Origin of the sequence: uncultured Tenacibaculum sp. (assembly GCF_947495995.1) — a bacterium.
GTDB lineage: Bacteria > Bacteroidota > Bacteroidia > Flavobacteriales > Flavobacteriaceae > Polaribacter.
This window is the reverse complement of sequence record NZ_CANMAX010000012.1, coordinates 1-21,038: the sequence shown is the minus strand read 5'-3', so window position 1 is coordinate 21,038 and position 21,038 is coordinate 1. Positions and strand designations below refer to the sequence as shown.

Genomic DNA, 21,038 nt, shown 5'->3' with positions numbered 1-21,038 from the left:
AAATTAAATATTTAAAACGTTAATTACTTGATTTCCTTTAAGGTATTCGTAATTAAAAGTTTTAATTGATTTTTATGAGCTTTGGTAGCAATGTTACCAGTTCCATTACTTACCCAAGATTTAATATTCTTTAGGTTGTATAATGCCATTGCTTTTGCAGCATTTGTATATCTATTTTTCCCTCTTCCGTTTACCATACTCAATAACATTTTAGTGTATTGTGTTTGTAAATTTTGACGGAAAGAGTTTACAGATCCGTAAATATCATTTTTGAAAACAGCATTGTTTAAGTCTGACATAAATTCTGAAAGACGGTATTTGTTTCCGTATAACTCAGAATCACTAATACGTTGTAATGTATTTGGATGTAAAATATGAGCTAACACTCTAGTTTGATATGATAAAACTTGAGCGTGAATTTTAGGATCTTCTGGTCCACTAAAGAAGTTATACCCACGTCTTTGTCTAGCTAAGAAATTATATAACTCTTTAGGAGCTTTAAATGCATTTGGAGCAAAAATGTAAGTTTTTAACGCATTCATTGCTCTTTTTTGATCTGTGTAACTAACAGGAGTATATGGTTGAGTTTCTCCTGGCTGTCCAGCCATAGCTCTATCTACATACACACCACCAATAAATCTAGAAATAACATCACCAGCTCTTGCAGCTTGTCCGCTTAACACATAATATGCATTTCTTAATTCTTGATAAGATTCACCAGTTCTTGTTAATTTAGCTTTAATGTTTTTCTTAACGTTATTTGCTAATTTAATACGATCGATAGAATATGAGATTTGATCGTTAGATAAATCACCAGTCATTACTCTTGGATCAATTGCCTTTCCAGGAGAACGCATATCATCAGCGTCATTACCAAAAATTAACTCTGGCTTTGTAGATTGCGCTAATAAAGCATCCATTTCAGTTTTGTTTCCAAATGGAGTATAACCAAATTGAATTGCCCAAACATCATAAGGACCAACAGCTGTATCGTAATATTGACCTTGTTTTGCAGGATCTAGAGTTAAGTTAATTGCAGCATAATCCATAACAGAACCTGTTAAACATTTTCCTTTGATAAATTCAGGATTGGCTAATTCAGCAGGAGAAAATAACTGACTTGCTTTCATGTTGTGGTTTAACCCTAAAGTATGTCCAACTTCATGCATAATTAAAGCAATCATAGCTTCTTTTTTCATTCCTTCCATTTCCATATCAGAAGCACCAGTAGCAGCTAATACAGTTTTACCAAACATAGTGTTTTCGTGCATTACATGTCCTGCAGAACACAATAAATGATTGTCTTTATTTAAGAATAAATTTTCATGTGTTTCTTCTTCTGAAGATGAAGCAGCAGCAGCGTTGAATATTTTATCTAAACGAACTCTATTTGTAAAGTGAACATATTCTAACATAATATCAGCACCTAAAATCTCTCCAGATCTAGGATTAACAAAACTTGGTCCGTATCCACCAAAAGGAGGGTTAGGAGAAGAAGTCCAACGTAAAACATTGTAACGAACATCACCAGCATCCCAGTTAGCATCATCAGGCTGTACTTTTACAACCATAGCATTTTTAAAACCTGCTTTTTCAAAAGCAACATTCCAAGCTAAAACACCTTGTTTAATTGTTTCTCTCCATTCTAATGGAGTAGAATTTTCGATCCACCAAGTAATTGGAGTTACAGGTTCAGAAACAGCTGCGCTAGGATCTTTTTTAACTAATCTCCATCTGTGTACAAAATCTCTGTAATTAACTGTACCCGTACTAGTCATGTCATTTACTTGAGTTGTAAAATAACCAACTCTAGGATCATCAAAACGAGTTTCATATCCATCTTTCGGCATGTTCATAAAAGTATGGAACACTTTAATAGACACATATCTTCCATCAGTTACAGCAGAACTTCCTCCGTTTAATACTGAAGGATTGTTATATACATACTCAGTTTTAATATTTGTGTTTTCAGGATAGTTTTTGATAGAATTTACTTTAGATTTATTCTTATCAAAACGACCTAATTTAAAAGCGAAAGGAGATCTTCCTGGAAAACTAGGAGCTTTAATTCTAGTTAAAGCTTCAGATAGAAATAATCCACTTGCATCAATTAAATATTCTCCTTTTTTATCGTCAGACGCTAAAACTTTTGCACTTGCAATAATTGCATCACTTGTATTTGCTTCAGCAGATTTAGCGATAGCATTGTTTTTATCAAAGTAAAAAGAAGTATTTGGAGCAACAAACTCTATTTTGTTGAAATATTTCTTGATATGAAAAATACTTGATCCTCTATATGAACCTCTAAAAGCATTTGCTTCAGTTACACCATCTGCAATTTGAGAGAAATAAATGTAGTCTTTATTTAACTGATCTTTTTTTACTAATAATTTTACTGATCCTGTTATTGAATCTTGAAAAATAGTGAATAAACCTTCTATTTTAGTACTCTTTTTGGTAAGGTCAGCAATAGTTTTTTTAGGCTTTTTCTTTGGTTTCTTAGGCATTTCAGTTTTTGCCTTCCCTTTGTCTTTTTTCTTTTTTCTTCTTTGCGCATCGATATCGCTACTACTTAAAAGTAATAATGCCAAGAAGATAGATAATACTAATCTTGGTTTTTGTGTAAACATCATACTATGTTTTTTGAATTGATTTTTCTAATGGATTGTAAAAATATTATTAAAATCGTTAAAAACTTGTTAATGATTTAATAAATCGTTAGGTACGGCTTTTAATATTTTGTTTACACAATTCAATAATTTTATCTATTCTGTTGTTTCTAGTATGTTCTCTTTTGGCCATAAATAACCAATAGAGATAGTTTTTTCGATACGAAGGAGCGAAGTTTTTATAATTATTAAAAGCAATTGGATTTGTATCAAAGGATTTTTGTAAATCTTCAGGAATAATTAAGTTTTCTACATCATCTAAAAGCGACCAACTTCCATTTTCTTTAGCAATTTGTATGGATTTTAATCCGCTTTCTTGAAGTAAATTCTGATCAGTTAATTCAATAATATAGCTTTTGTTAAGCTTACTCCAAACACTTTTAGGTTTTCTAGGTGAGAAGTATTGTTGTCGTTTACCATTCCCTAAACTTTTTACAGTTGAATCTATCCAGCCAAAGCATAAAGCAACTTTCACAGCTTCTTCCCATCGCATGGAAGGGATTTTTGTTTCAATTTTATAAAAAATCAAATACACCCCTTGAGATGTATTATGATTTTCTAATAACCAATTATACCACTCTTGATCAGTTTTAAAGTATAATTGTATTTTTTCAGACATTAACGAATAATTTTAGAAGGGAAACTAACAATACTTTCATGACCGTTTTCACCAATAGCACTTACACCAAAGAAAAAGTTGTCGACGACAATTCCGTCAAGTACAAATTCATTCACATTTTCCACATATTTGAAATGATCCCAAGTAGGAGAAGTGGTATCACGCCAGTAGATTTTGTATCCTTTAGCACCTTTAACAGCATCCCATTTAAATTTTGCAGAAGCTTCTACAATACCACCAATACCAACATTTTTAGGTGAAGGAGGAGCAGCGGCAATACTTGCTAAGTTAATTGCATTTACAGCGGTTAGTTTTTTTGCGTATTCAAAATTTACGAATTTAAAACGATCGCCATATTCAATTCCATTTTCAACACGAATGTCTTGATGTTGTTGTGTGTAGTTTTCGTGAGCTTCCATAATTCTAATTCCTGCAAAACCAGCATCATTAAAAGGTCTGTGATGTCCTCCACGACCAAAACGATCCAATCTATAAATCATTTTTGGATTCATCTCAGGCATGTAAGTCTTAGTAGTTTTATAAATATATCGAGCAAGTTGTCTAGAAATTCCATCCACTTCACCACCGTAAAAACGACGTGCTCTTCTTTGCTGAGCAGTTTCTGTAGGAGGAACTGGTTCAGAAAAAATCCTGAAAGTTCTATTGTCAATTACACCATCGACACCTTTTATATTACCAATCATATCGTTATTCATAACACCAACAATATTCCATCCTTTGTCTTTAGCATATTTAGCTAATCCTTTTCCTCCAAATAAACCTTGTTCTTCACCAGAAAGTCCAACATAAATAATACTGTTATCAAATTTATATTTACTTAAAACTCTCGCAGCTTCTATTGCACCAGCCATTCCTGTAGCGTTATCATTTGCTCCGGGAGCATTGTCTGTATAATTATTTGGATCTGTAATTCGTGAATCAATATCACCACTCATTACGATATAATTATTCGGATTTTTAGTTCCTTTTTGAATAGCAACTACATTTACAACCCAAACATCTTTAGTAATTCTTTGATTTGTTCCTTTTTTTACTAAATCTTTCTGATAAAAAACATCTAAACAATTGTTACACTCTTTAGAAATTGTTTCGAATTCTTTTTTTATCCAGCGTCTAGCAGCACCGATTCCTCTAGTATTCGATACAGTATCACTTAAGGTGTGTCGAGTTCCAAAATCAGCAAGTGTTTTAATATCTGCTTTTATTCTTTCCGCAGAAATATTATTTATAATGTCATAGATTTTAGTGTCGGTTTGAGTATAGGAAGTAATAGTTAAGAATAGCAATGCTATTGATAAGAATTTATTCATTTGTAATTAAGTTTGTTTTTCTAAAAATACAAAAGAAAAAAGGGAATGCATTTTTAATACATTCCCTTAAACAGATTCTATAATGATGTTTAATTTTATTCTTTATCTAATCTTTTTGTAAGATAGAAACCTAAAAGTAATGCTCCACCACCACATAAAAAGATAGAAGAGGTATAAAAAACTTCAGCCGAAATTCTAACTTGTTGTTCGATTCTACCATCGATAAAGTTTTTAGGCGGACTAGCAAAATGGTAACTTAAAATAGATCCTAATAAAATACCAACTCCAATTCCCATTAGTAATAAAGCGAAATTAAGTATGATAATTCTTCCTGTTAATGTTGATTTTTTAATTTCTCCTTTAGCAAATATTTTAGCTTCCATTCCTTTTTCAATTAAAGCTAAACGTTCTCTATTTCTTGTAGAATAAAACAGGTAGAAAATTCCGAAGACTACTGAGAAAAAAGAAAGAAATACGATAACTACTTCCATATGTAATATATTTTAAATGATTTTTAATGTGTTTGTAGTTGAGACAGTATGATTTTAAAAAAGGTTACAGTTTTTTTCTAAAAAAGATTTTTAATTTTTTTGTAACCTTTTTAAATTGTTCGCTGTCTTACGGGAAATGACTATCAACAAGGACCAAAAATACATAACTAAAACCTTAGCAGGTGAAACAAATGCTTTTTCTTTTTTAATAGAAAAGTATAAGGTAATGGTCTTTAGTTTAGCTTTTAAAATGTTAAACAATAGGGAAGAGGCAGAAGAAGTTTCTCAAGATACTTTTATAAAAGCTTATAAAAATTTGAGTAAATTTAAAGGAGAATCTAAATTTTCTACTTGGCTATATAAGATTGCTTATAGAAATTGTTTAGATGTTGTGAAGAAAAATGAAAAAAGATATCTTACAGCTACTATTGATGAAGTAACTGAAAATAAAGTTAAAAGTACAGATGATATTTTAACTAAAATAGATAAAGAAGAACGATCTAAATTATTGAAAGGTTGTTTACAAAAATTACCAGAGCAAGAACGTTCTTTGTTATGGATGTTTTATTTTGATGAGTTTAGTTTAAAAGAAATACAAGAAGTAACTACATTATCAGTAGCGAATATTAAAGTTACATTGCATAGAGGAAGAAAGAAATTATTAGCAATAATTAATAGAAGTGTAACTTCTGAATTAATTGATAATTATGGAAGATAATAAAGATTTTGAAGCATTAGATTCGTTTCACGAAAAGTACATAAAGGAGATTGAACAAGAAGTTCCGTCAATTGATTTTACCAATAACATTATGAATGTTATTTTAGAGGAAGAGACTCAAAAAGCTTTAACTTTTGAGTATACACCTTTAATATCTAATAGAGTTTGGTATGCTTTATTAGTGGTTTTTATAGTAGTTATTTTATATGTTTTAAGTCTATCTCCATCTGCAATGTTTCCTAAGTTGAACATTAGTTTCGAACTTCCAGAAATATCTCTATTCAGTAATTTGAATTTGATATCATTATCAACTAATATGACCTATGTATTAGTTCTGATTTCATTTTTAGTTTTAGGTCAATTTTATTTCTTGAAAAAACGATTTGAATCTATGTTTAAGGTTTAAGTTTTTGTTTATTAAAATGTTATGGTTTTGTTTTGATTAAGTCTTTTTGTTAAAATCTGTTAAAAAAAGTTTATATTCACAGGAATAACTAAAAGAATAATCCTTATGAAAAAAAACTTTTTAATCGTACTAGCTTTTTCATTTATAGCTCTTGCTTGCGGAGATAAGAAAGCAGAGGAAGAGAAGAAAAAAGCAGTTGAACTAGAACAAAAAATAGAAGCAGTTGACAAAGAAGTAGATCAAGATGTAGAATCGCTACAGAAAGAAGCTGATGAAATAGAAAATGAATTAAAAGCATTAGATAACTTATAAAATAAAGAATATGAAATTTTCAAAATATATATTAGTTGTTTTTCTTATTGGTTTTATAAGTACAACATCAGCTCAGCAATCAAAAGCAGAAAAGAAAGCTAGAAAAGAACTAGCTAAAGAGAAAAAAGCTGCCATGAAAGAAAAGAAGGCAGAGATGAAGGAAAAGAAAAAAGAACTTAAAGAGAAAAAGGCTGAGATTAAAGCAGAGAAGAAAAAGCTGAAAGAAGAGAAAAATGAAATTTTAGGAGCTCATAAAGAAAAGATGAAAGGTATGTCTAAAGAAGAAAAAAAGGCGTACTTAGAAGCGAATCCTGAATTAAAAGAAAAGTTGGCAACTTATAAAGAAGCTACTAAAGAAAAACGTAAAGAATTAAAAGCTAAGAAAAAAGCTTATAAGAACGAAAAAGCAAATGCAGTTCAACAAAGAATTGAAAATAAAAAAGAGAAGATTGCTTTTTACGAAGAAAAAAATATAAAAGCTAAAACTAAAATAGCTAAAACTAAGGAACGTTTAGAAGCTCAGAAATCATCTGGAGAAATTACTGAAGAGCAGTATAATGAGAAGATGGCAAAGGTTACTAAGATTCAAGAGAGAATTCAAAAGCACGATGAAAAAGTGTTGAAGATGAAATCTAAATTAGCCAAGAGCGAAGAAAAGTTAGAGAAACTAAGCTCTAAGAAAAAAGAAGAATAAGATTTTATATTTACAAAAGTCAAGCACCTAAATATTTAGGTGCTTTTTTATTGGTTTTAAAATCAGTGTTTTATAATTAAAAATTGTTATATTTAAACATAACAATTAATAGAAGACAACCCCTTTGAAGTTTTGTAGCGATTAATAACGAAAGACTTCAAACAAATCACTAAAGCATATGAAATATTCTAAAGGTTTGCTTGTAGCATGTTTACTAGGTTCTTTTATATTAGTAAATGCTCAAGAAACAAAACAAAAAGAAGTAAAAAAAGTAGTTAAGAAAACAGCTGTTGTTAAAAAAAGTGAACAGAAGAAAAAAACTTTAGTTCAGGCAAAAACAACAAGAAATCAAGATCCAAGAGCAAAAACATTAAAAATCGTTAAAGCGAAGTCAAAAGTAAAAAAGAAAAATGACGATACTACGATATTAAAAAAAGAGAAAAATTAAAAGACTCTTCAAATTAATACATTTCTTAACTTCTGATTCTCCATGAAAATCAGAAGTTTTTTATTGTCGTAAGAATCGAACAGTTGTAATTTTACCGTTATTAACTTCATAAATAGCTACAGTTTTAAAGCTTTTACCATTTACGGTAACTTGTTCTTCATCTATAACTTTATTTCCTTTAATAATTCGATTTAAAATCTTGCAGTGTAAATCTTTTACGGTTTTAAACATTGGTCCGTAAACCATTTTCATTTTCTCTTTACCTTGATAATTAAGTTTATCTAAATATGTATACACTTTTACATCATCGCTAAAAGTAGAAAGAAATGTTTTTAAATCTCTTTTGTTGTAAGCTTCTAATTGTTTTTGAACGATATGTCTTGGAGATTCTTCAGCAACAAAAGCAATTTGTGAACCATCATCACTTACAGTAATTCTAGTAATGTTATTAATTTCTTCGTTTGTTGATCTGTAAAATAAAGACCATCCTTGATCTTTCTTCGGGTGATATTTAAAAATTACATTCTTACTAGGAATTAATAAAGTTCCGTCAGGTAACCAGCATACATCTTGATTTTCAATTGTACTGGTAATTAATTTCGTTTCTAATGTTTTAGGGTTCAAAGACCAAATATCCCATCTACCACCATTTTTCTTCATGAAACTAACCAGGTCAGAATTTGGAATTTTATGAAAAGAACGTCCTACATTTTTAAAAATAGGCGTGTTTTTTTGTGTTTTAATATTACTCACATTCAATTCTAAAGAATCACTAACAATGGCTGAAGAAACAACAGTGTTATTATCGTACCACAAAGGATAAGCGATCACTAAATCTTTGATCAATTCTTTATCTTTTCCTGTGTTAATATTGTATTCATAAAAACGTTGTTTTCCGTCTTTATCTAATCGAACAGCAGAAACATTTTTAGAATTTGGTATTCTCTGAGGAGAATACTCACCACCATTAGGTGTATTATTTATAAAAGTTACAGATCCGGTTCTAATATCGTATTTAGCAATATCTGTTTGTTTATTTCTGGTAGAAGAAAATATTACAGTAAAATCGTCGTAGAAATGCGGTTGATTATCGTAAGCTTTATTATTAGAAATATTTCTACCATTAGTTACTTTCCATTCTTTACCTTTTTTTTTGATATCAAATAAATATACCTCAGTATTTAATTGTGCAAAAGAAATAATAGGGAAGAATAACAACAATAACTTTTTCATAAAAAATAATTTGAGACCTTAAAAATACTAAAACTGAATTCAATAGAGAAATTAGATCTAAATTGATAGATAAAAACAACTCTAAATATTGAATTTACTGAACTATTCTTTACTTAAACATAATGTTAAGATTGTTTTTTATTCAGTAAAAGAGCTTTAATTTTACTCGTTTATTCACATAGTAAAGTGCGCATATGAAATTTTTAAAACTTATAATTCCGGTATTTTTAATAAGCTTATTCGTTGTTAATTGTAAAAACAAGGAAACAAAAAAAGCTGAAATTGAAAAAGTAGAGAAAGTTAATTCAAGCAAGAAAAATCTTGATATAATTACTTCTTTTGAAGCTTGGAAAAAAAATCCAGTTCCTTTAATAAGTGCACATAGGGGAGGACCTTATCCAGGTTTTCCAGAAAATGCTATTGAAACTTTTAATAATGTAGCAGAACAAGCTTCTGTGGTTATTGAATGCGATGTGGCTATGTCTAAAGACAGTGTTTTAGTATTAATGCATGATAATAAGTTAAATAGAACAACAAATGGAGAAGGACCAATTCAGGATAAAACTTATAAAGAATTACAAGGTTTAAAGTTAGTAGATAATGAAGGAAATATTACTGAGTTCAAAATCCCAACATTAGACGAGGTTCTAACTTGGGGTAAAAACAAAGTATTATTTACTTTAGATATTAAGAGAGGAGTTCCTTTTGAAAAAGTAATAGCAGCTGTTGAAAAACATAAAGCTATAGATTATGCAGCCATTATTACATATAGTGTTAACGATGCTACTTTGGTACATAGTTTAAATAAAGAAGTTATGATTTCTGTTTCTGCAGGAAACGACGGTGCATTAGAGCAAATAGAGAAAGCAAATTTACCAGCAGATAAATTATTAGGTTTTGTAGGAACTCGTCAACCAGAATTAACTCATTACGAAAAACTTAAAGAAAAAGGAATTAAAACGATTTTAGGAACTTTAGGAAACCTTGATAAAAGTGCTGTTGCTAAAGGAGATGATAGTATATACTTAACCTATATAAAAAATGGAGCTAATATTATAGCTACAGATCGTCCTTTAGAAGTGGCAAAGGTTTTAAATAAACAATAAGTTAAATCATAGTTTTTATATAGTTTGAAGGAAGATACCCTGTGTGTTTTTTAAAAGCTTTTCTAAATGAATCAGAACTTTTATAGCCTAATTCATTAGCTATACTTGCAATACTATAATTCTTATATTTTTTATCATATTCAAGTTTTTTCACAACGTATTCTATTCTTAAAGTATTTATATATTCATTAAAACTTTTTTTATAATGTGAATTAATAGCTTTTGATAGATAAGTAGTATTCGTATTTATTTTTTTTGCAGTATTGTAAGCATTACAATTGATATCCAAAAAGAACTTAGTTTTTTCTAATACTTTTAAAGCTTCAATTATGTATTTAACAATTTCGGGTTTTATTGTTACTTCTTTCTTTTTTTCTGTTTTTGCTTGAATTTTAATTAAATTCTGTATTGAGAGTATATGTAATTTTTCTTTTGTTTTCTTGTCGTAGTAAAAATATAAGATAGAAATTAATAAGCTTACTACTAATAGACTAATGATAATATTTAAATAATCAATTTTATGCGAAGTATCGTTTTTTTCGATATTGAGTTTTTGTAATTGATATTTATAATTTACTCTTTCATTTTCTCGTATTACTTGTGAAACTGAATCTAAAAGATTGTTTAGCTCTTTCTTAGCTTTATTATGATGATTGTAATAGAAACTTGAACTTTTAAAATCTTGTATTTTTTCATAAGCTTTAGCTAAAAGTAAAAATTCAGGACTTAGCCATGGATAATCTTCGTTATTTATATTTTTAAAGTCCTTATGGCTTTCAATGGTCAAAATAGTTTTATAAAATTCATTTTGATGAAAGTACGTGCTAACTAGGATAAAATGATTAAAATAATTCTGCTGATTATTTTTAGCCTTATCTAAATAATTTTCAGAGACCCTTTTATTATTTAATCTTGCAGGTATATGCATTTAAAAGAAACATTCTTGGAAGAAATAAAGTATCATTTATAGTTCTGATTTTTGAACTATAGATTTTGTTATACTTAACAATTGAATCTATTTTTTGTGGTTCATTTAATATATAATGACGTAAAATTAACTCAAGTGTTCTTGATTTATAGATTAAAATATCCTTATTAATATCCTCTGTAACTTTTTTTGTTTCTAATTCATTATATAGTTTTTTTAGATCATTTAAACCTTTAGTTTTATCTATTGTAAAAGAAAAAATATAGGCTTTATATAGTTTTGAAATAATTTCTGCAACTTGATCTTTTTCTATTATTGCAAGTTCTAAACTACGATCAAATTGATTTAATGATTCTGACCATTTTCCTCTAAAATACGTTTTATAAGCTGTTAAGAGATGTAGTTTTGCTTTATATGGATAGTTTATAAGTTTAGATTCGGCAAATTTTTCATAGTTCTTTAAAGCTAATCGATAAGCTTTTTCTCCTTTTTTCATACTAATAAATGCTTCTAAAAAAAGAAGGTCTCCTTTCAATTGATAATTATTAGTTTTTTCAATATTGTAGGTTATTATATCTACAATGTTCTCAATTGATTTATAGTTTTTCTGTTGATGGTTTTCTAATACTTGATATAAAGAGAATCCAGTTAAACTTTCAAAAGAATCAAATAATCTAAAGTTTTCATTTTGAGTATAACAATTCGTAATAGAAAAATAAATAGCAATAATTAAAATAGAGGCGTGTTTCATATACTAATAAGTAGGCTAGTAATAGCTAACGTAACATTTTAAATTATAAAAAAAGAGATAAGAATATCTCTAAACACATAAATTTATAAATATAGGTTTTAGTTCTATTAAGCTTGTAGTACTTGATTCTGTTGATTTTTAGTTTGTTGAAGCCACTAAATTTATAAAATTATGAATGTACATTTTGTAAAATTTTAATGGTTGTTTTTTCTTTGAAGTGGAAAAGAAAATTATTGCAATAGTATTCTCAATCTATTTTTCGCGAAGAAAGACATTAAAGTGCTTTATGTCTCAAAATAATAAGGCTATAACTTTTACTTAAATAATTCGAAATATGAAAAAATCGATATTGAACTTAGGAAAACCATTAACAAAAAAAGATCAGAAGCAAATACAAGGAGGAAGATTTAGAGATCCAGATGAAAGTCCAGGAGGTAATCCATGTGGTTTTATGACTTGCATGAATAAATTTGGAAGATGCGCAATGTGTTCTTTTGATGAATGGTATGCAAATGAATGGGGATATAATACAAATAACAATTAAAAAAATAGAAATGAAAAATTCAATAATAAACTTAGGTAAAATAATTAGTAAAGAATCTCAAAAGGAAATAAAAGGAGGGTTACGTCACTTCTTCGGACATGAATGTAAACAACATGGCGATTGTACCAATCCAGATCATGATTTCTCTGCCTGTTGTTCTGGTGTTTGTGTACATGGAATTTCACAAGCACATCTTCAGGGTTTAACTTGTTTACACTAAAAAAAGAAAGAGAAGTTTTAAAACTTCTCTTTTTCTTATTTTTTAATTACATTATTTTAATGATGAAATCCATTTATCGATTTTATCTTCCAGTAAAGCTAATGGAATACAACCAGTTTCTAAAACTTTATTATGAAACTGGCGAATATCAAATTTATTACCAAGCTCTTTTTTAGCTTTAGCTCTCAATTCTCTTATTTTTAGCTGTCCGATTTTATAAGACAGAGCCTGTCCAGGATTAGCCATGTAACGTTCAATTTCAGAAATAATACTAGCTTCACTTTCTGCTTCATTTTCTAAAGAATATTGAATAGCTTTTTCACGACTCCAACCTTTTGCATGTAATCCAGTATCAACTACTAAACGAATTGCTCTGTGCATTTCCATACCTAACATTCCGAAATATTGATAAGGATCGGTATATAAACCTAATTCTTTACCCAAGTTTTCAGTGTATAAAGCCCAACCTTCACCATAAGCACTATACCAAAGTGTTTTTCTAAAGTCTGGTAAGTCTTCATTTTCTTGAGTTAATGAAATTTGATAATGGTGTCCAGGAATAGCTTCATGTAAAAATAAAGCTTCATCAGAGAATACATTGTATTTAGAAGCGTCTGGAATTGGTGTGTAAAAAACACCAGGACGAGTTCCGTCTAAAGAACCAGGATTGTATTCTGCACTTGCAGAAGCTTCTCTAAATTTTTCTGTTTGCTTAACTATAAATGGAGTTTTAGGCTTGTTGTCGAATAATTTTTCTAACTGAGGCTTCATTCTCTCATGGATAGCATTAAAGTTATCTATGATTTGTTGAGGTTCGGTATAAGGCATTAACTCTTTGTTATTTCTTACGTAATCGAAAAAAGCTTTTAAATCACCTTTAAAGCCAACTTGTTCTTTTACTTTTTCCATTTCAGATAAAATTCTAGCAACTTCTTTTAATCCAAGTTCATGAATTTCATCAGCAGTCATAGTCGTAGTAGTATAGTTTTTTATCGCGTGATCATAATATTCTTTACCATCAGGAATAGCGTTAATACCACTTGCATCTAAACCAGCATTTAAATATTCGTTATTTAAGAAATTATATAAACTTTTAAAAGAAGGAATTAATTTAGAACTAAGTACATTGTAACTTTCAGTTTCAATTTTTGTGATGTCAGCTGCATCTAAATCCTTAGGAATATTTTTAAAAGGAGTATTAAATAAATGATCTTCAATTTTTGTTTCAGCTAATACTTTGAATTGAGGAATAACCTTTTTGATTAATGATTTTGGTAACACATAACCTTCTTTAATTCCTTGTTGCATTCTTTGTTTAGCAGTTTGTAACCAAGTGTTGAAACCATCTAATCGTTTTAACCAATTGTTATAATCATCTGCAGTTTTAAAAGGTTGTGCGCCACTTCCACTAGCTAACTGTCCGACAGTTAAATTGATTGTCCACATTTGATTGATTGGAAGTAATTGTTCGTTTTTAAAACTCATTTGTTTTAACATCATGTCACAATCCCAAGCTAAAACAGCTTTACTCATTTGCTGACTTTCGGTTAGTTTATCATCAGAATAATCTTCAAGTTTTACTTTTATTCCAGTAAAAAAATCTTTTGCTTTTAAAGCATATTCATCAGATAAAAAATTAGGAAATTGATCGTTAAAACGATTATCTCCTGCATATGTAGCATTAATAGGATTTAATTCTAACTTTCCTTCGTTATATTCTTTTAGTAACTGATTAAATTCTTGGTTGGGAGTTGTTTTAGTAACGGCTTCTTTTTTAGATTCTGTTTTACAAGAAACTAATATTAAAAAGCAAGCGCTTACAGATAAGAATAATTTTTTCATCGTTAATTATTTGTGGTATAACACAAATATATTGAAAGTAATTTTTGAGTTACTTATATTTTAGTTGTTAAATATCAATTTCAAGCTACATTTCTATAGAACCTTGAAACATTTTTTTATAGCTTTTACTTACTCTAAAATTAGTGTTACTACCTGTAATCTTTACATCCATTTCTCCATAATTTGAAGAAATTATTTCTTCTATAAAGTTGGAATTGATTATAGTAGATCTGTGAATTCGTATAAACATTTTAGAGTTTAATCTTCTAATGATACTTGATAAAGATTCTCGAAGTAAGTATTTCTTTTTTTCGGTATACATTTCTATGTAATAACCAGAAGCAATAATGTATTTGATAGAATGAATATCGATCAGAAAAATCTTATTTCCAGATTTTACGGTTAGTTTTTTATCGACTGCATTTTTATTACTATCAATTGCAGACATGATATTTTGCAAGTTTACACTTAAAAGTTTTTCTCTTCTTTTATGATCTAAAACTTTGGTTAGAGATTTTAATAAACGATTGTCATCGTAAGGTTTTAATAAGTAATCAAAGGCTAAATAATCGAAAGCTTTATAAGCAAACTCATCATGTTCGGTAACAAAAATAAATAAAGGTTTGTTCGTTAATAATGTTTGATCGATTACATCAAAACCAGAAATATCTTGCATCTTAGTTTCTAAAAAAACAACATCAGGTTTTAAATAGTTCATTTGTTTTAAAGCTTCTGTTCCGTTAACAAAACTTCCAACAACATCTACTGAATCATATGTTTTGAGTAGGTTCTCAATTCTTGTTCTTGCTGAGTTTTTCTCATCAATAATAATAGCTGAAATATCCATAGAAATTTTACATTAAAGAGAAGAACATCTAGATTGATAATTACGGAATAAATATGTGCTTAGCAATAGCACTTTTAATAGTTTTCATTTGTATTAAGGATTGCAATTTTTAGTAATTTTCCTCAGATACTTCTTCTTTTAGTTATTAAATAGTTGATTTACAATTGATAATTTTACAATATAATTTTTACACATTTCATTTGACTTTTTATGTTCACTTTTGCTTTTAGGGATAGCCAAATGATAACATATCGAAGATACTAAATCCCCTTTTTTATTAGTGTTAAGATGAGTGAAAGTACCTTTTCAATGAGTAAACGAACCATTACTGAATTTGGAACAAAAGAAAAAGGATACTTTTGAGTATCCTTCTCTAAAAAAAATATTATGAATTTATTATTTCATGATTGGAATAGAAAAACCAATACCAGTAGTTATACCTGTCCAATCTGAAGTAACTTCATTGCCATTACTATCAAGTAAATGAGCTTCTGGAATATCTTCAAATTTTAGTTTTCCACTAAAGTATGCATCAAAACCAACAAAAGCTCTTAAATAGAAAAATGAAATGGGTACTTTATAAGTCAAAAGAATGCCAGCTCCAAAATCTACAGAGTTAAAGTTAAATTTTTCATTAATAACCATATTACTAATGCGACTTTCATTAATTAATTCTAAATTTGAAAATGTAATTAAACCTTTAGCGCCAAGTAAAAGATCTCCTTTACCTATTTCTGATATACTTTTTTCATACATTCCTCCAATAGTAGATCCTTTTACCTCATTGGTTAGGCGAATAAAACCTGAAAAATCTGAATATGATGATTTTGCTCCAGATACTTTATGACTGTAAAAGAAAGTAGTGTTTATACTATTTACTTTAACACCAAAACTAAAACCATAATTAGAATTGAAGTGATCTGTGATTTGGACTCCATTTAAAGGAATATCATCAGTTAATTCTTGATGAAAATCTTTTAAAGATTGATTAGTTAAGAATCCGTAGTTAAAATCAGAAGTGAGTTCTAATTTTTGTCCGAATAAGCTTACAGTGCTTATCAAGATAAGCAGTATAGTTAATTTTTTCATGTGCAATTTATTTAATAGTTCTCTATGTAAATTCCTTTAGTATGTATTACTCTGTTGTTTAAAAGGTGTAATCTATAATCTCGATCTTCATTAACGAAAGGAGGTTCGCTATTTTTGTTTGTTTCAGAAAAGAACGTTTTAAGTGTACCTGTAGACAAATCATAAATGGCATTATGTCCATTTTGTTGTGCTAATACTTTTTGAGATTGAACATCGAGATCAAATTTTGGTTCTATTCCGAAGTTGAAAGAAGTAGAAATATTGGTATTCAAATTGTGAATGAAAACTTCATCGCCTTTAGAATATAAAACTGTATCACCGTAAAATATTACTTTTGAATTACTGATTTCTGTTATTTTAACAAGCGCATCATTTTCAATTTTATATATAGTACCTATAGAAGTATTATAATCTGGGATATGAACGTATTTACCATCATTAGATAAATTACCACCATAAGAAGAAAATAGGAATGGTCTAAAATTTATCGGTCCTGAGTAAATTTCATTATTACTTGCCAAATTTTTAATATCTATTTTTCTTTCACGATTATTCCAAGAGAATAAGATATCACCTCTTTTTATCTGCCACCAATTAATTCCTCTATCGTTGGTATGGCTATCAATAACATTAAGTGTATTTTTATCAATCTCATAAGAACCATTTCTAGTATCTATATGAAAATTATAGTTTTCAGGATTTAGATGAAGTGATTTACGTGAAAATATAGAACTTAAACTTGTAATTTGTGGAATACTCTTTTTACGAATTAATTCCATTGAACTAGAGTATTCATATATACCATAACTAATCTCACTACCAGTTCTATCTTCACCTATTAAGGCGTAATATTTTTCTGTGATAGGATTATAAACAAAATCTAAAGAATAGAAATCATTATGTTCAAATGTTCCAAAAGTATTTCCATCTAAAGTAATATCGTAAATACTTAAAGTAGGAGGGTATTCTTGATCTTTAATAGGTCTTAGAGTGCAAGAATATTTTTTGCCAAATATATACGTTTCGTTAAAAGCTTTTTCACCACCATTACTAGAACCTAAAAAACTTTGTCCGAACGCGAAAAATCTAATGTTTTCAAAATTGTTGTATAAAGGATACTGTTCCCAAACTAATTTCATAGTAGAATTAGATTCATAAGAAATTTTAATATTTAACCATTCAGGTCCATATCTTAATGTTCTTTGTTGCCCTTTTAATTCGTTGTATTCACTTGTATATACAATTGAATAAGTAGCATAAGAATGAGAATCATACCCTCTTGAATTTGAGTTACCTTCAAAAATGATTGTATTTTCATCAATATATTTTTTCGAATTCAACATTTCACTTGTTAAAGGGATTTTCTTTTCACCATGTTTTTGCTCAATATTCAGGAAAGCATTTTCAAAATCTGTACTTGTAATTTCTCCCCATTCTATGCTGATACTACCATTTTCTACTCTTACCTCAGTTATTGCTGGAGGAGTAGCAGGATTACGTTTTACAATAAACTTAAATACTCTAGTTGTTTCTATAGTTTCTTCTTGAATTTGATCAGCTATACTTCGAGATCCTGATGTATGTTTGTGAACAATTTTAATCGTATGTTCGCCATCTGTATACCTGTCAGGAAATAATGTGAAGTTACCGATCCCATCATTCCATCCAGAACCTATTTGATCATTATCTAAGAAAACCTGAGATTCTAAAGTGATTTGATTAGTTGTTCCTTCGAACTTATATTCAAGTCTTTTTTGTTCATTTATAATGTCGTTTTCATTGAAATCGATAATAAATAAATTACTAGCGTCTGCAGACGGGATAATAATATTTGGTTCAAAATCATCAGAAAAATTATATGAACAACTAAAAAATAAAAAAGATAACAAGCATGTGATTACAAGCTTACTTTGGTTGTAAAGTTTCATAACATCAATTTTTAAAGCGCGCAAATATAATACAATTTGAATATTGAGCTTTAATAATTGATAATCTTTGTATTTAAAGTTAGCTGATAGTTAGATTTAATCTTTATAATACCAAAAAGGGATTTCGATTAATTTCATTAGAACTTCCTTCTTATCTTTTTTAGACCATTCAAGTCTACCGACTTTGAGTGTGTGTTTTCCTTCTGAAAAGTCTTTTAACGGAATAATAGTTTCAAATCCTAATTGGTTATTTACTTTAGAAATAATAAAATCAGATTTAAAAGATGTTGTATCAACTTTCACTTTATAGATTTCATTGAATGTTTTTAAGTAAGGAGTATGTAGACTATCTAAAAGTTTAAGTTTTCTTCTTGATCTATAATTAGATCGAAACATTCTACTGTTGATTCCTCTAACATCTTTTTGAGGCTGTAAATCTTTGTTTTTTTCAATTATAATGTCTTCAATCTTACTTTTAAAAACGATAAAGATTTTTAAATAAGATTTATCGATTACTTTCGATTCTATGGCTATGTCTCGAACATAATCATTCTTCTCATACGTGTTTAAGTAATGTCTGTTTTTAGCAAAATTTGCTGATGAATATGAATTATTTATAATATAATTTGACTGCACATTTTCAATAGAAGAAATAACCATAACCAGTATGTAGAAAGGAACTAGAAAGAATAAAAGTCTTTTACCGAACTTGTTGTCTAAAAAGTTATAAACTAAATGTCTGTATAAGAATGATAAAGTTAAAATACTGAAGATTCTATATACAGGAAAGTAAATTATTGATGTCCATTTTTTCTTCTTTAAATACCCTTGTGTAATAAAATCAATAAAGGTTAGGATTAAACCAAAAAATATAAAAATAGAAAGAAGTCCTTGTATAATTTTTATAATAAAATCAGGAATTGCAATTATTTTATCTAAAATAGTGATTAGTCCAAATGGTATTAAAAATGAAAAGAAAAAAGACAGAAAATAAAAAAGTACAATAAATGTAAGTGCAAATAATGTACTACAAATGTTTTCTAAATTAGAAATATATTTATCGAATGAACCTACTTTTTTTTCTAAATATGAAGTAAATTTTTTGCTGTAGTTTAAAACTTCATAATCAATATCTCCAGAGACATATCGTAAACCTACAGAACCAATCCATAAACCTCTAAATACAATATGTATGATTAGGTTAAAGATTAAAATCATACTAAATGAAGAAAGCATCATATAAAAGAATTCAGCAGGACTTTCGATAGCTTGAGCAGCACTAGTTTTATCCCTTAAAAACTCGATAGCTGAACCTAAAGCAACTATAGCAAAACCAGAAATAAGCAATTCTAATTGCCAACTTTCTTGTTGTAATTTATCTAACCATTGTTTAAACTTGATACTGGTATAGTTACTCTTCATAGTTTTTTATATAATTAGTATAGGTTGATAACACAATGTTACAAAAAAACCTCTTTGCATGTTTACAAAGAGGTTTGAAAATATATTTTAGACTGTTTAGTTCTTTATTATTTTTTTGATGGCAATCTTATTATTATCACCTTTAATCTTTACAAGATAAACAGCATTTGGTAAATCTGAGATATCAATTCTAGTGGATTTAGTCTTTAAAACTTCTTTACCTAAAACATCTACTAAAGTAACCTCTTTAATTATAGAAGAATCCGAATTTATAATATTAATTACATCATTAGCAGGATTAGGATATAATTTAAGCTTACTGTTGAATACTTCGTCATTAATACTATTTGTAGCTCTCTTTAAGTTTTCATCAAAAACTTTAACTATAGTTCCGTTACCACCATTAGTGATGTACATGTTACCTAAATAATCAGCCTCTAAATTTCTAGGGTCATCTAAATTTTCAGTAACATAATCTTCAGTAGTATTTGTTTCAGGATTATATTTTACAATCTTATCTGAACTAAAAGAACTTGAAGTATAGTAAACAATATCGTTAACAACTTCTACACCGATTATTCTAGCAGATCCGCTAGCAATAGTAGTTTTAGTACCATCGGTAGCAATTTTAAAAAGTTTTCTATCACTTCTATCAGCAACATATGCATTCCCTTTAGAGTCAAAATCTATACCAGCAACAGAGAAGAATCCATCTGCAAATATTGTCTCATTTTTATTAATATCAATTTTGTAAACTACACCATTGTCTGAAGTATAATATAATTCGTTATTATAAAATGTTATTCCGTATGGACCTTTATTAAATGCATCTACATATTCAGTAAGATTTCCAGTAGCATCAGAAATCATAATGTCATCAACAAAACCTTGCGCTGCAAATAAAGTATTACTTCCGTTGAAAGCAATATCATTCAGTCTGAAACCAGAAGCAGCAAATTCAGTGCTAGTACCACTAGGATCTATTTTATAAATTTTACCTGAATCATGTTCAGAAACATATACTTCATTGTTTGTTGTTACCGCTATTCCTTCAAGAGAAGTGAATCCGTTTGCAAAAACGGAAATTTCCTTACTTTTAATAAATATTGCTGTTACGGTTTTATCCGCATCCATTGTAATGGTTAATGGATTTGTGGTTCCCGAAGCATCACCTGACCAACCATCAAATTGATAACCAGCGTTAGGAGTTGCAGTTAAAACCACATCAGTTCCGAAATCATAAGTTCCAGCAGTTGGAGTATTCGGATTTCTAGAAATAGTTCCGTTAGTAGCATTAGTAGTTAAGGTATGCTGAATTTTACTAAATACTGCAGTTACAGTTTTATCGGCATCCATTGTAATAGTTAATGGATTTGTAGTTCCTGAAGCGTCACCTGACCAACCATCAAATTGATAACCAGCGTTAGGAGTTGCAGTTAA

21 protein-coding genes are annotated in these 21,038 nt (G+C 28.6%); 8 read left to right on the top strand and 13 right to left on the bottom strand.

All coding sequences use genetic code 11. The features are described from left to right. Nucleotides 1-23: 23 nt before the first annotated feature. The 4 genes from Q1A15_RS19500 to Q1A15_RS19485 form a co-directional block, all read right to left on the bottom strand. A complete protein-coding gene (locus Q1A15_RS19500) occupies nucleotides 24-2,633 on the bottom strand; it encodes a zinc-dependent metalloprotease (protein ID WP_299627884.1) in 2,610 nt (869 codons plus the stop codon). A gap of 85 nt (nucleotides 2,634-2,718) precedes the next feature. Continuing rightward, nucleotides 2,719-3,288, bottom strand: a complete 570-nt coding sequence (locus Q1A15_RS19495) for a YdeI/OmpD-associated family protein (protein WP_299627882.1) — start codon at nucleotides 3,286-3,288, stop codon at nucleotides 2,719-2,721. Beyond that, complete coding sequence (locus Q1A15_RS19490; protein WP_299627880.1) at nucleotides 3,288-4,619, bottom strand: M28 family peptidase; 1,332 nt, start codon at nucleotides 4,617-4,619, stop codon at nucleotides 3,288-3,290. Before Q1A15_RS19490 ends, Q1A15_RS19495 begins: the two co-directional genes overlap by 1 nt. 95 nt (nucleotides 4,620-4,714) lie before the next feature. Further along, nucleotides 4,715-5,110, bottom strand: coding sequence for a DUF6249 domain-containing protein (locus tag Q1A15_RS19485; protein ID WP_299627878.1), 396 nt, complete (start codon nucleotides 5,108-5,110; stop codon nucleotides 4,715-4,717). Between the two features lie 136 nt (nucleotides 5,111-5,246). Between Q1A15_RS19485 and Q1A15_RS19480 the strand changes: the two genes are divergently transcribed. The 5 genes from Q1A15_RS19480 to Q1A15_RS19460 all read left to right on the top strand — a co-directional run bounded on the left by Q1A15_RS19480 (nucleotide 5,247) and on the right by Q1A15_RS19460 (nucleotide 7,688). Next, nucleotides 5,247-5,828 (top strand): sigma-70 family RNA polymerase sigma factor, encoded by a 582-nt coding sequence (locus Q1A15_RS19480; protein ID WP_299627876.1) that lies wholly within the window; start codon nucleotides 5,247-5,249, stop codon nucleotides 5,826-5,828. Continuing rightward, the gene (locus Q1A15_RS19475; protein ID WP_299627874.1) at nucleotides 5,818-6,234 is read left to right on the top strand and encodes a hypothetical protein; all 417 of its coding nucleotides are present in this window, start codon (nucleotides 5,818-5,820) and stop codon (nucleotides 6,232-6,234) included. Before Q1A15_RS19480 ends, Q1A15_RS19475 begins: the two co-directional genes overlap by 11 nt. Nucleotides 6,235-6,339: 105 nt before the next feature. Continuing rightward, nucleotides 6,340-6,546, top strand: a complete 207-nt coding sequence (locus Q1A15_RS19470) for a hypothetical protein (protein WP_299627872.1) — start codon at nucleotides 6,340-6,342, stop codon at nucleotides 6,544-6,546. Between the two features lie 10 nt (nucleotides 6,547-6,556). Then, the gene (locus tag Q1A15_RS19465; RefSeq protein ID WP_299627870.1) at nucleotides 6,557-7,240 is read left to right on the top strand and encodes a hypothetical protein; all 684 of its coding nucleotides are present in this window, start codon (nucleotides 6,557-6,559) and stop codon (nucleotides 7,238-7,240) included. A gap of 178 nt (nucleotides 7,241-7,418) precedes the next feature. After that, nucleotides 7,419-7,688 carry a hypothetical protein gene (locus Q1A15_RS19460; RefSeq protein WP_299627868.1) on the top strand — a complete coding sequence of 90 codons (270 nt, stop codon included), beginning with the start codon at nucleotides 7,419-7,421 and terminating at the stop codon, nucleotides 7,686-7,688. Between the two features lie 60 nt (nucleotides 7,689-7,748). Here the strand turns inward: Q1A15_RS19460 and Q1A15_RS19455 are convergent, their stop codons facing one another. Further along, nucleotides 7,749-8,921 carry a nuclear transport factor 2 family protein gene (locus tag Q1A15_RS19455; protein ID WP_299627866.1) on the bottom strand — a complete coding sequence of 391 codons (1,173 nt, stop codon included), beginning with the start codon at nucleotides 8,919-8,921 and terminating at the stop codon, nucleotides 7,749-7,751. A 194-nt stretch (nucleotides 8,922-9,115) separates the two neighbouring features. Between Q1A15_RS19455 and Q1A15_RS19450 the strand changes: the two genes are divergently transcribed. Further along, nucleotides 9,116-10,027 (top strand): glycerophosphodiester phosphodiesterase family protein, encoded by a 912-nt coding sequence (locus tag Q1A15_RS19450; RefSeq protein WP_299627864.1) that lies wholly within the window; start codon nucleotides 9,116-9,118, stop codon nucleotides 10,025-10,027. A 1-nt stretch (nucleotide 10,028) separates the two neighbouring features. On the opposite strand, the gene Q1A15_RS19445 is transcribed toward Q1A15_RS19450, so the two are convergent. Further along, on the bottom strand, nucleotides 10,029-10,955 hold the full coding sequence (locus Q1A15_RS19445) for a helix-turn-helix domain-containing protein (protein ID WP_299627862.1): 927 nt from the start codon (nucleotides 10,953-10,955) through the stop codon (nucleotides 10,029-10,031). Beyond that, on the bottom strand, nucleotides 10,930-11,706 hold the full coding sequence (locus tag Q1A15_RS19440) for a hypothetical protein (RefSeq protein WP_299627860.1): 777 nt from the start codon (nucleotides 11,704-11,706) through the stop codon (nucleotides 10,930-10,932). Before Q1A15_RS19440 ends, Q1A15_RS19445 begins: the two co-directional genes overlap by 26 nt. A 334-nt stretch (nucleotides 11,707-12,040) precedes the next feature. Here Q1A15_RS19440 and Q1A15_RS19435 point away from each other — a divergent pair, with 334 nt between their 5' ends. Beyond that, the gene (locus Q1A15_RS19435) at nucleotides 12,041-12,250 is read left to right on the top strand and encodes a hypothetical protein (protein WP_299627858.1); all 210 of its coding nucleotides are present in this window, start codon (nucleotides 12,041-12,043) and stop codon (nucleotides 12,248-12,250) included. A gap of 10 nt (nucleotides 12,251-12,260) precedes the next feature. Then, on the top strand, nucleotides 12,261-12,470 hold the full coding sequence (locus tag Q1A15_RS19430; RefSeq protein WP_299627856.1) for a hypothetical protein: 210 nt from the start codon (nucleotides 12,261-12,263) through the stop codon (nucleotides 12,468-12,470). A 51-nt stretch (nucleotides 12,471-12,521) separates the two neighbouring features. Here Q1A15_RS19430 and Q1A15_RS19425 read toward each other — a convergent pair whose 3' ends face one another. The 6 genes from Q1A15_RS19425 to Q1A15_RS19400 form a co-directional block, all read right to left on the bottom strand. Next, nucleotides 12,522-14,312, bottom strand: coding sequence for a DUF885 domain-containing protein (locus Q1A15_RS19425; protein ID WP_299627854.1), 1,791 nt, complete (start codon nucleotides 14,310-14,312; stop codon nucleotides 12,522-12,524). 85 nt (nucleotides 14,313-14,397) lie between these two features. Further along, nucleotides 14,398-15,159: a LytTR family transcriptional regulator DNA-binding domain-containing protein gene (locus tag Q1A15_RS19420; protein ID WP_299627852.1), complete on the bottom strand. Its 762-nt coding sequence runs from the start codon at nucleotides 15,157-15,159 to the stop codon at nucleotides 14,398-14,400. 396 nt (nucleotides 15,160-15,555) lie between these two features. Then, complete coding sequence (locus Q1A15_RS19415) at nucleotides 15,556-16,248, bottom strand: hypothetical protein (RefSeq protein WP_299627850.1); 693 nt, start codon at nucleotides 16,246-16,248, stop codon at nucleotides 15,556-15,558. A gap of 11 nt (nucleotides 16,249-16,259) precedes the next feature. Continuing rightward, a complete protein-coding gene (locus Q1A15_RS19410) occupies nucleotides 16,260-18,176 on the bottom strand; it encodes a hypothetical protein (protein ID WP_299627848.1) in 1,917 nt (638 codons plus the stop codon). 96 nt (nucleotides 18,177-18,272) lie between these two features. Then, entirely contained in the window at nucleotides 18,273-19,598 is a 1,326-nt protein-coding gene (locus tag Q1A15_RS19405; protein WP_299627846.1) for a hypothetical protein, read from the bottom strand. 96 nt (nucleotides 19,599-19,694) lie between these two features. Further along, the coding region (locus Q1A15_RS19400; protein ID WP_299627844.1) for a T9SS type A sorting domain-containing protein at nucleotides 19,695-21,038 on the bottom strand (1,344 nt) is incomplete at its 5' end.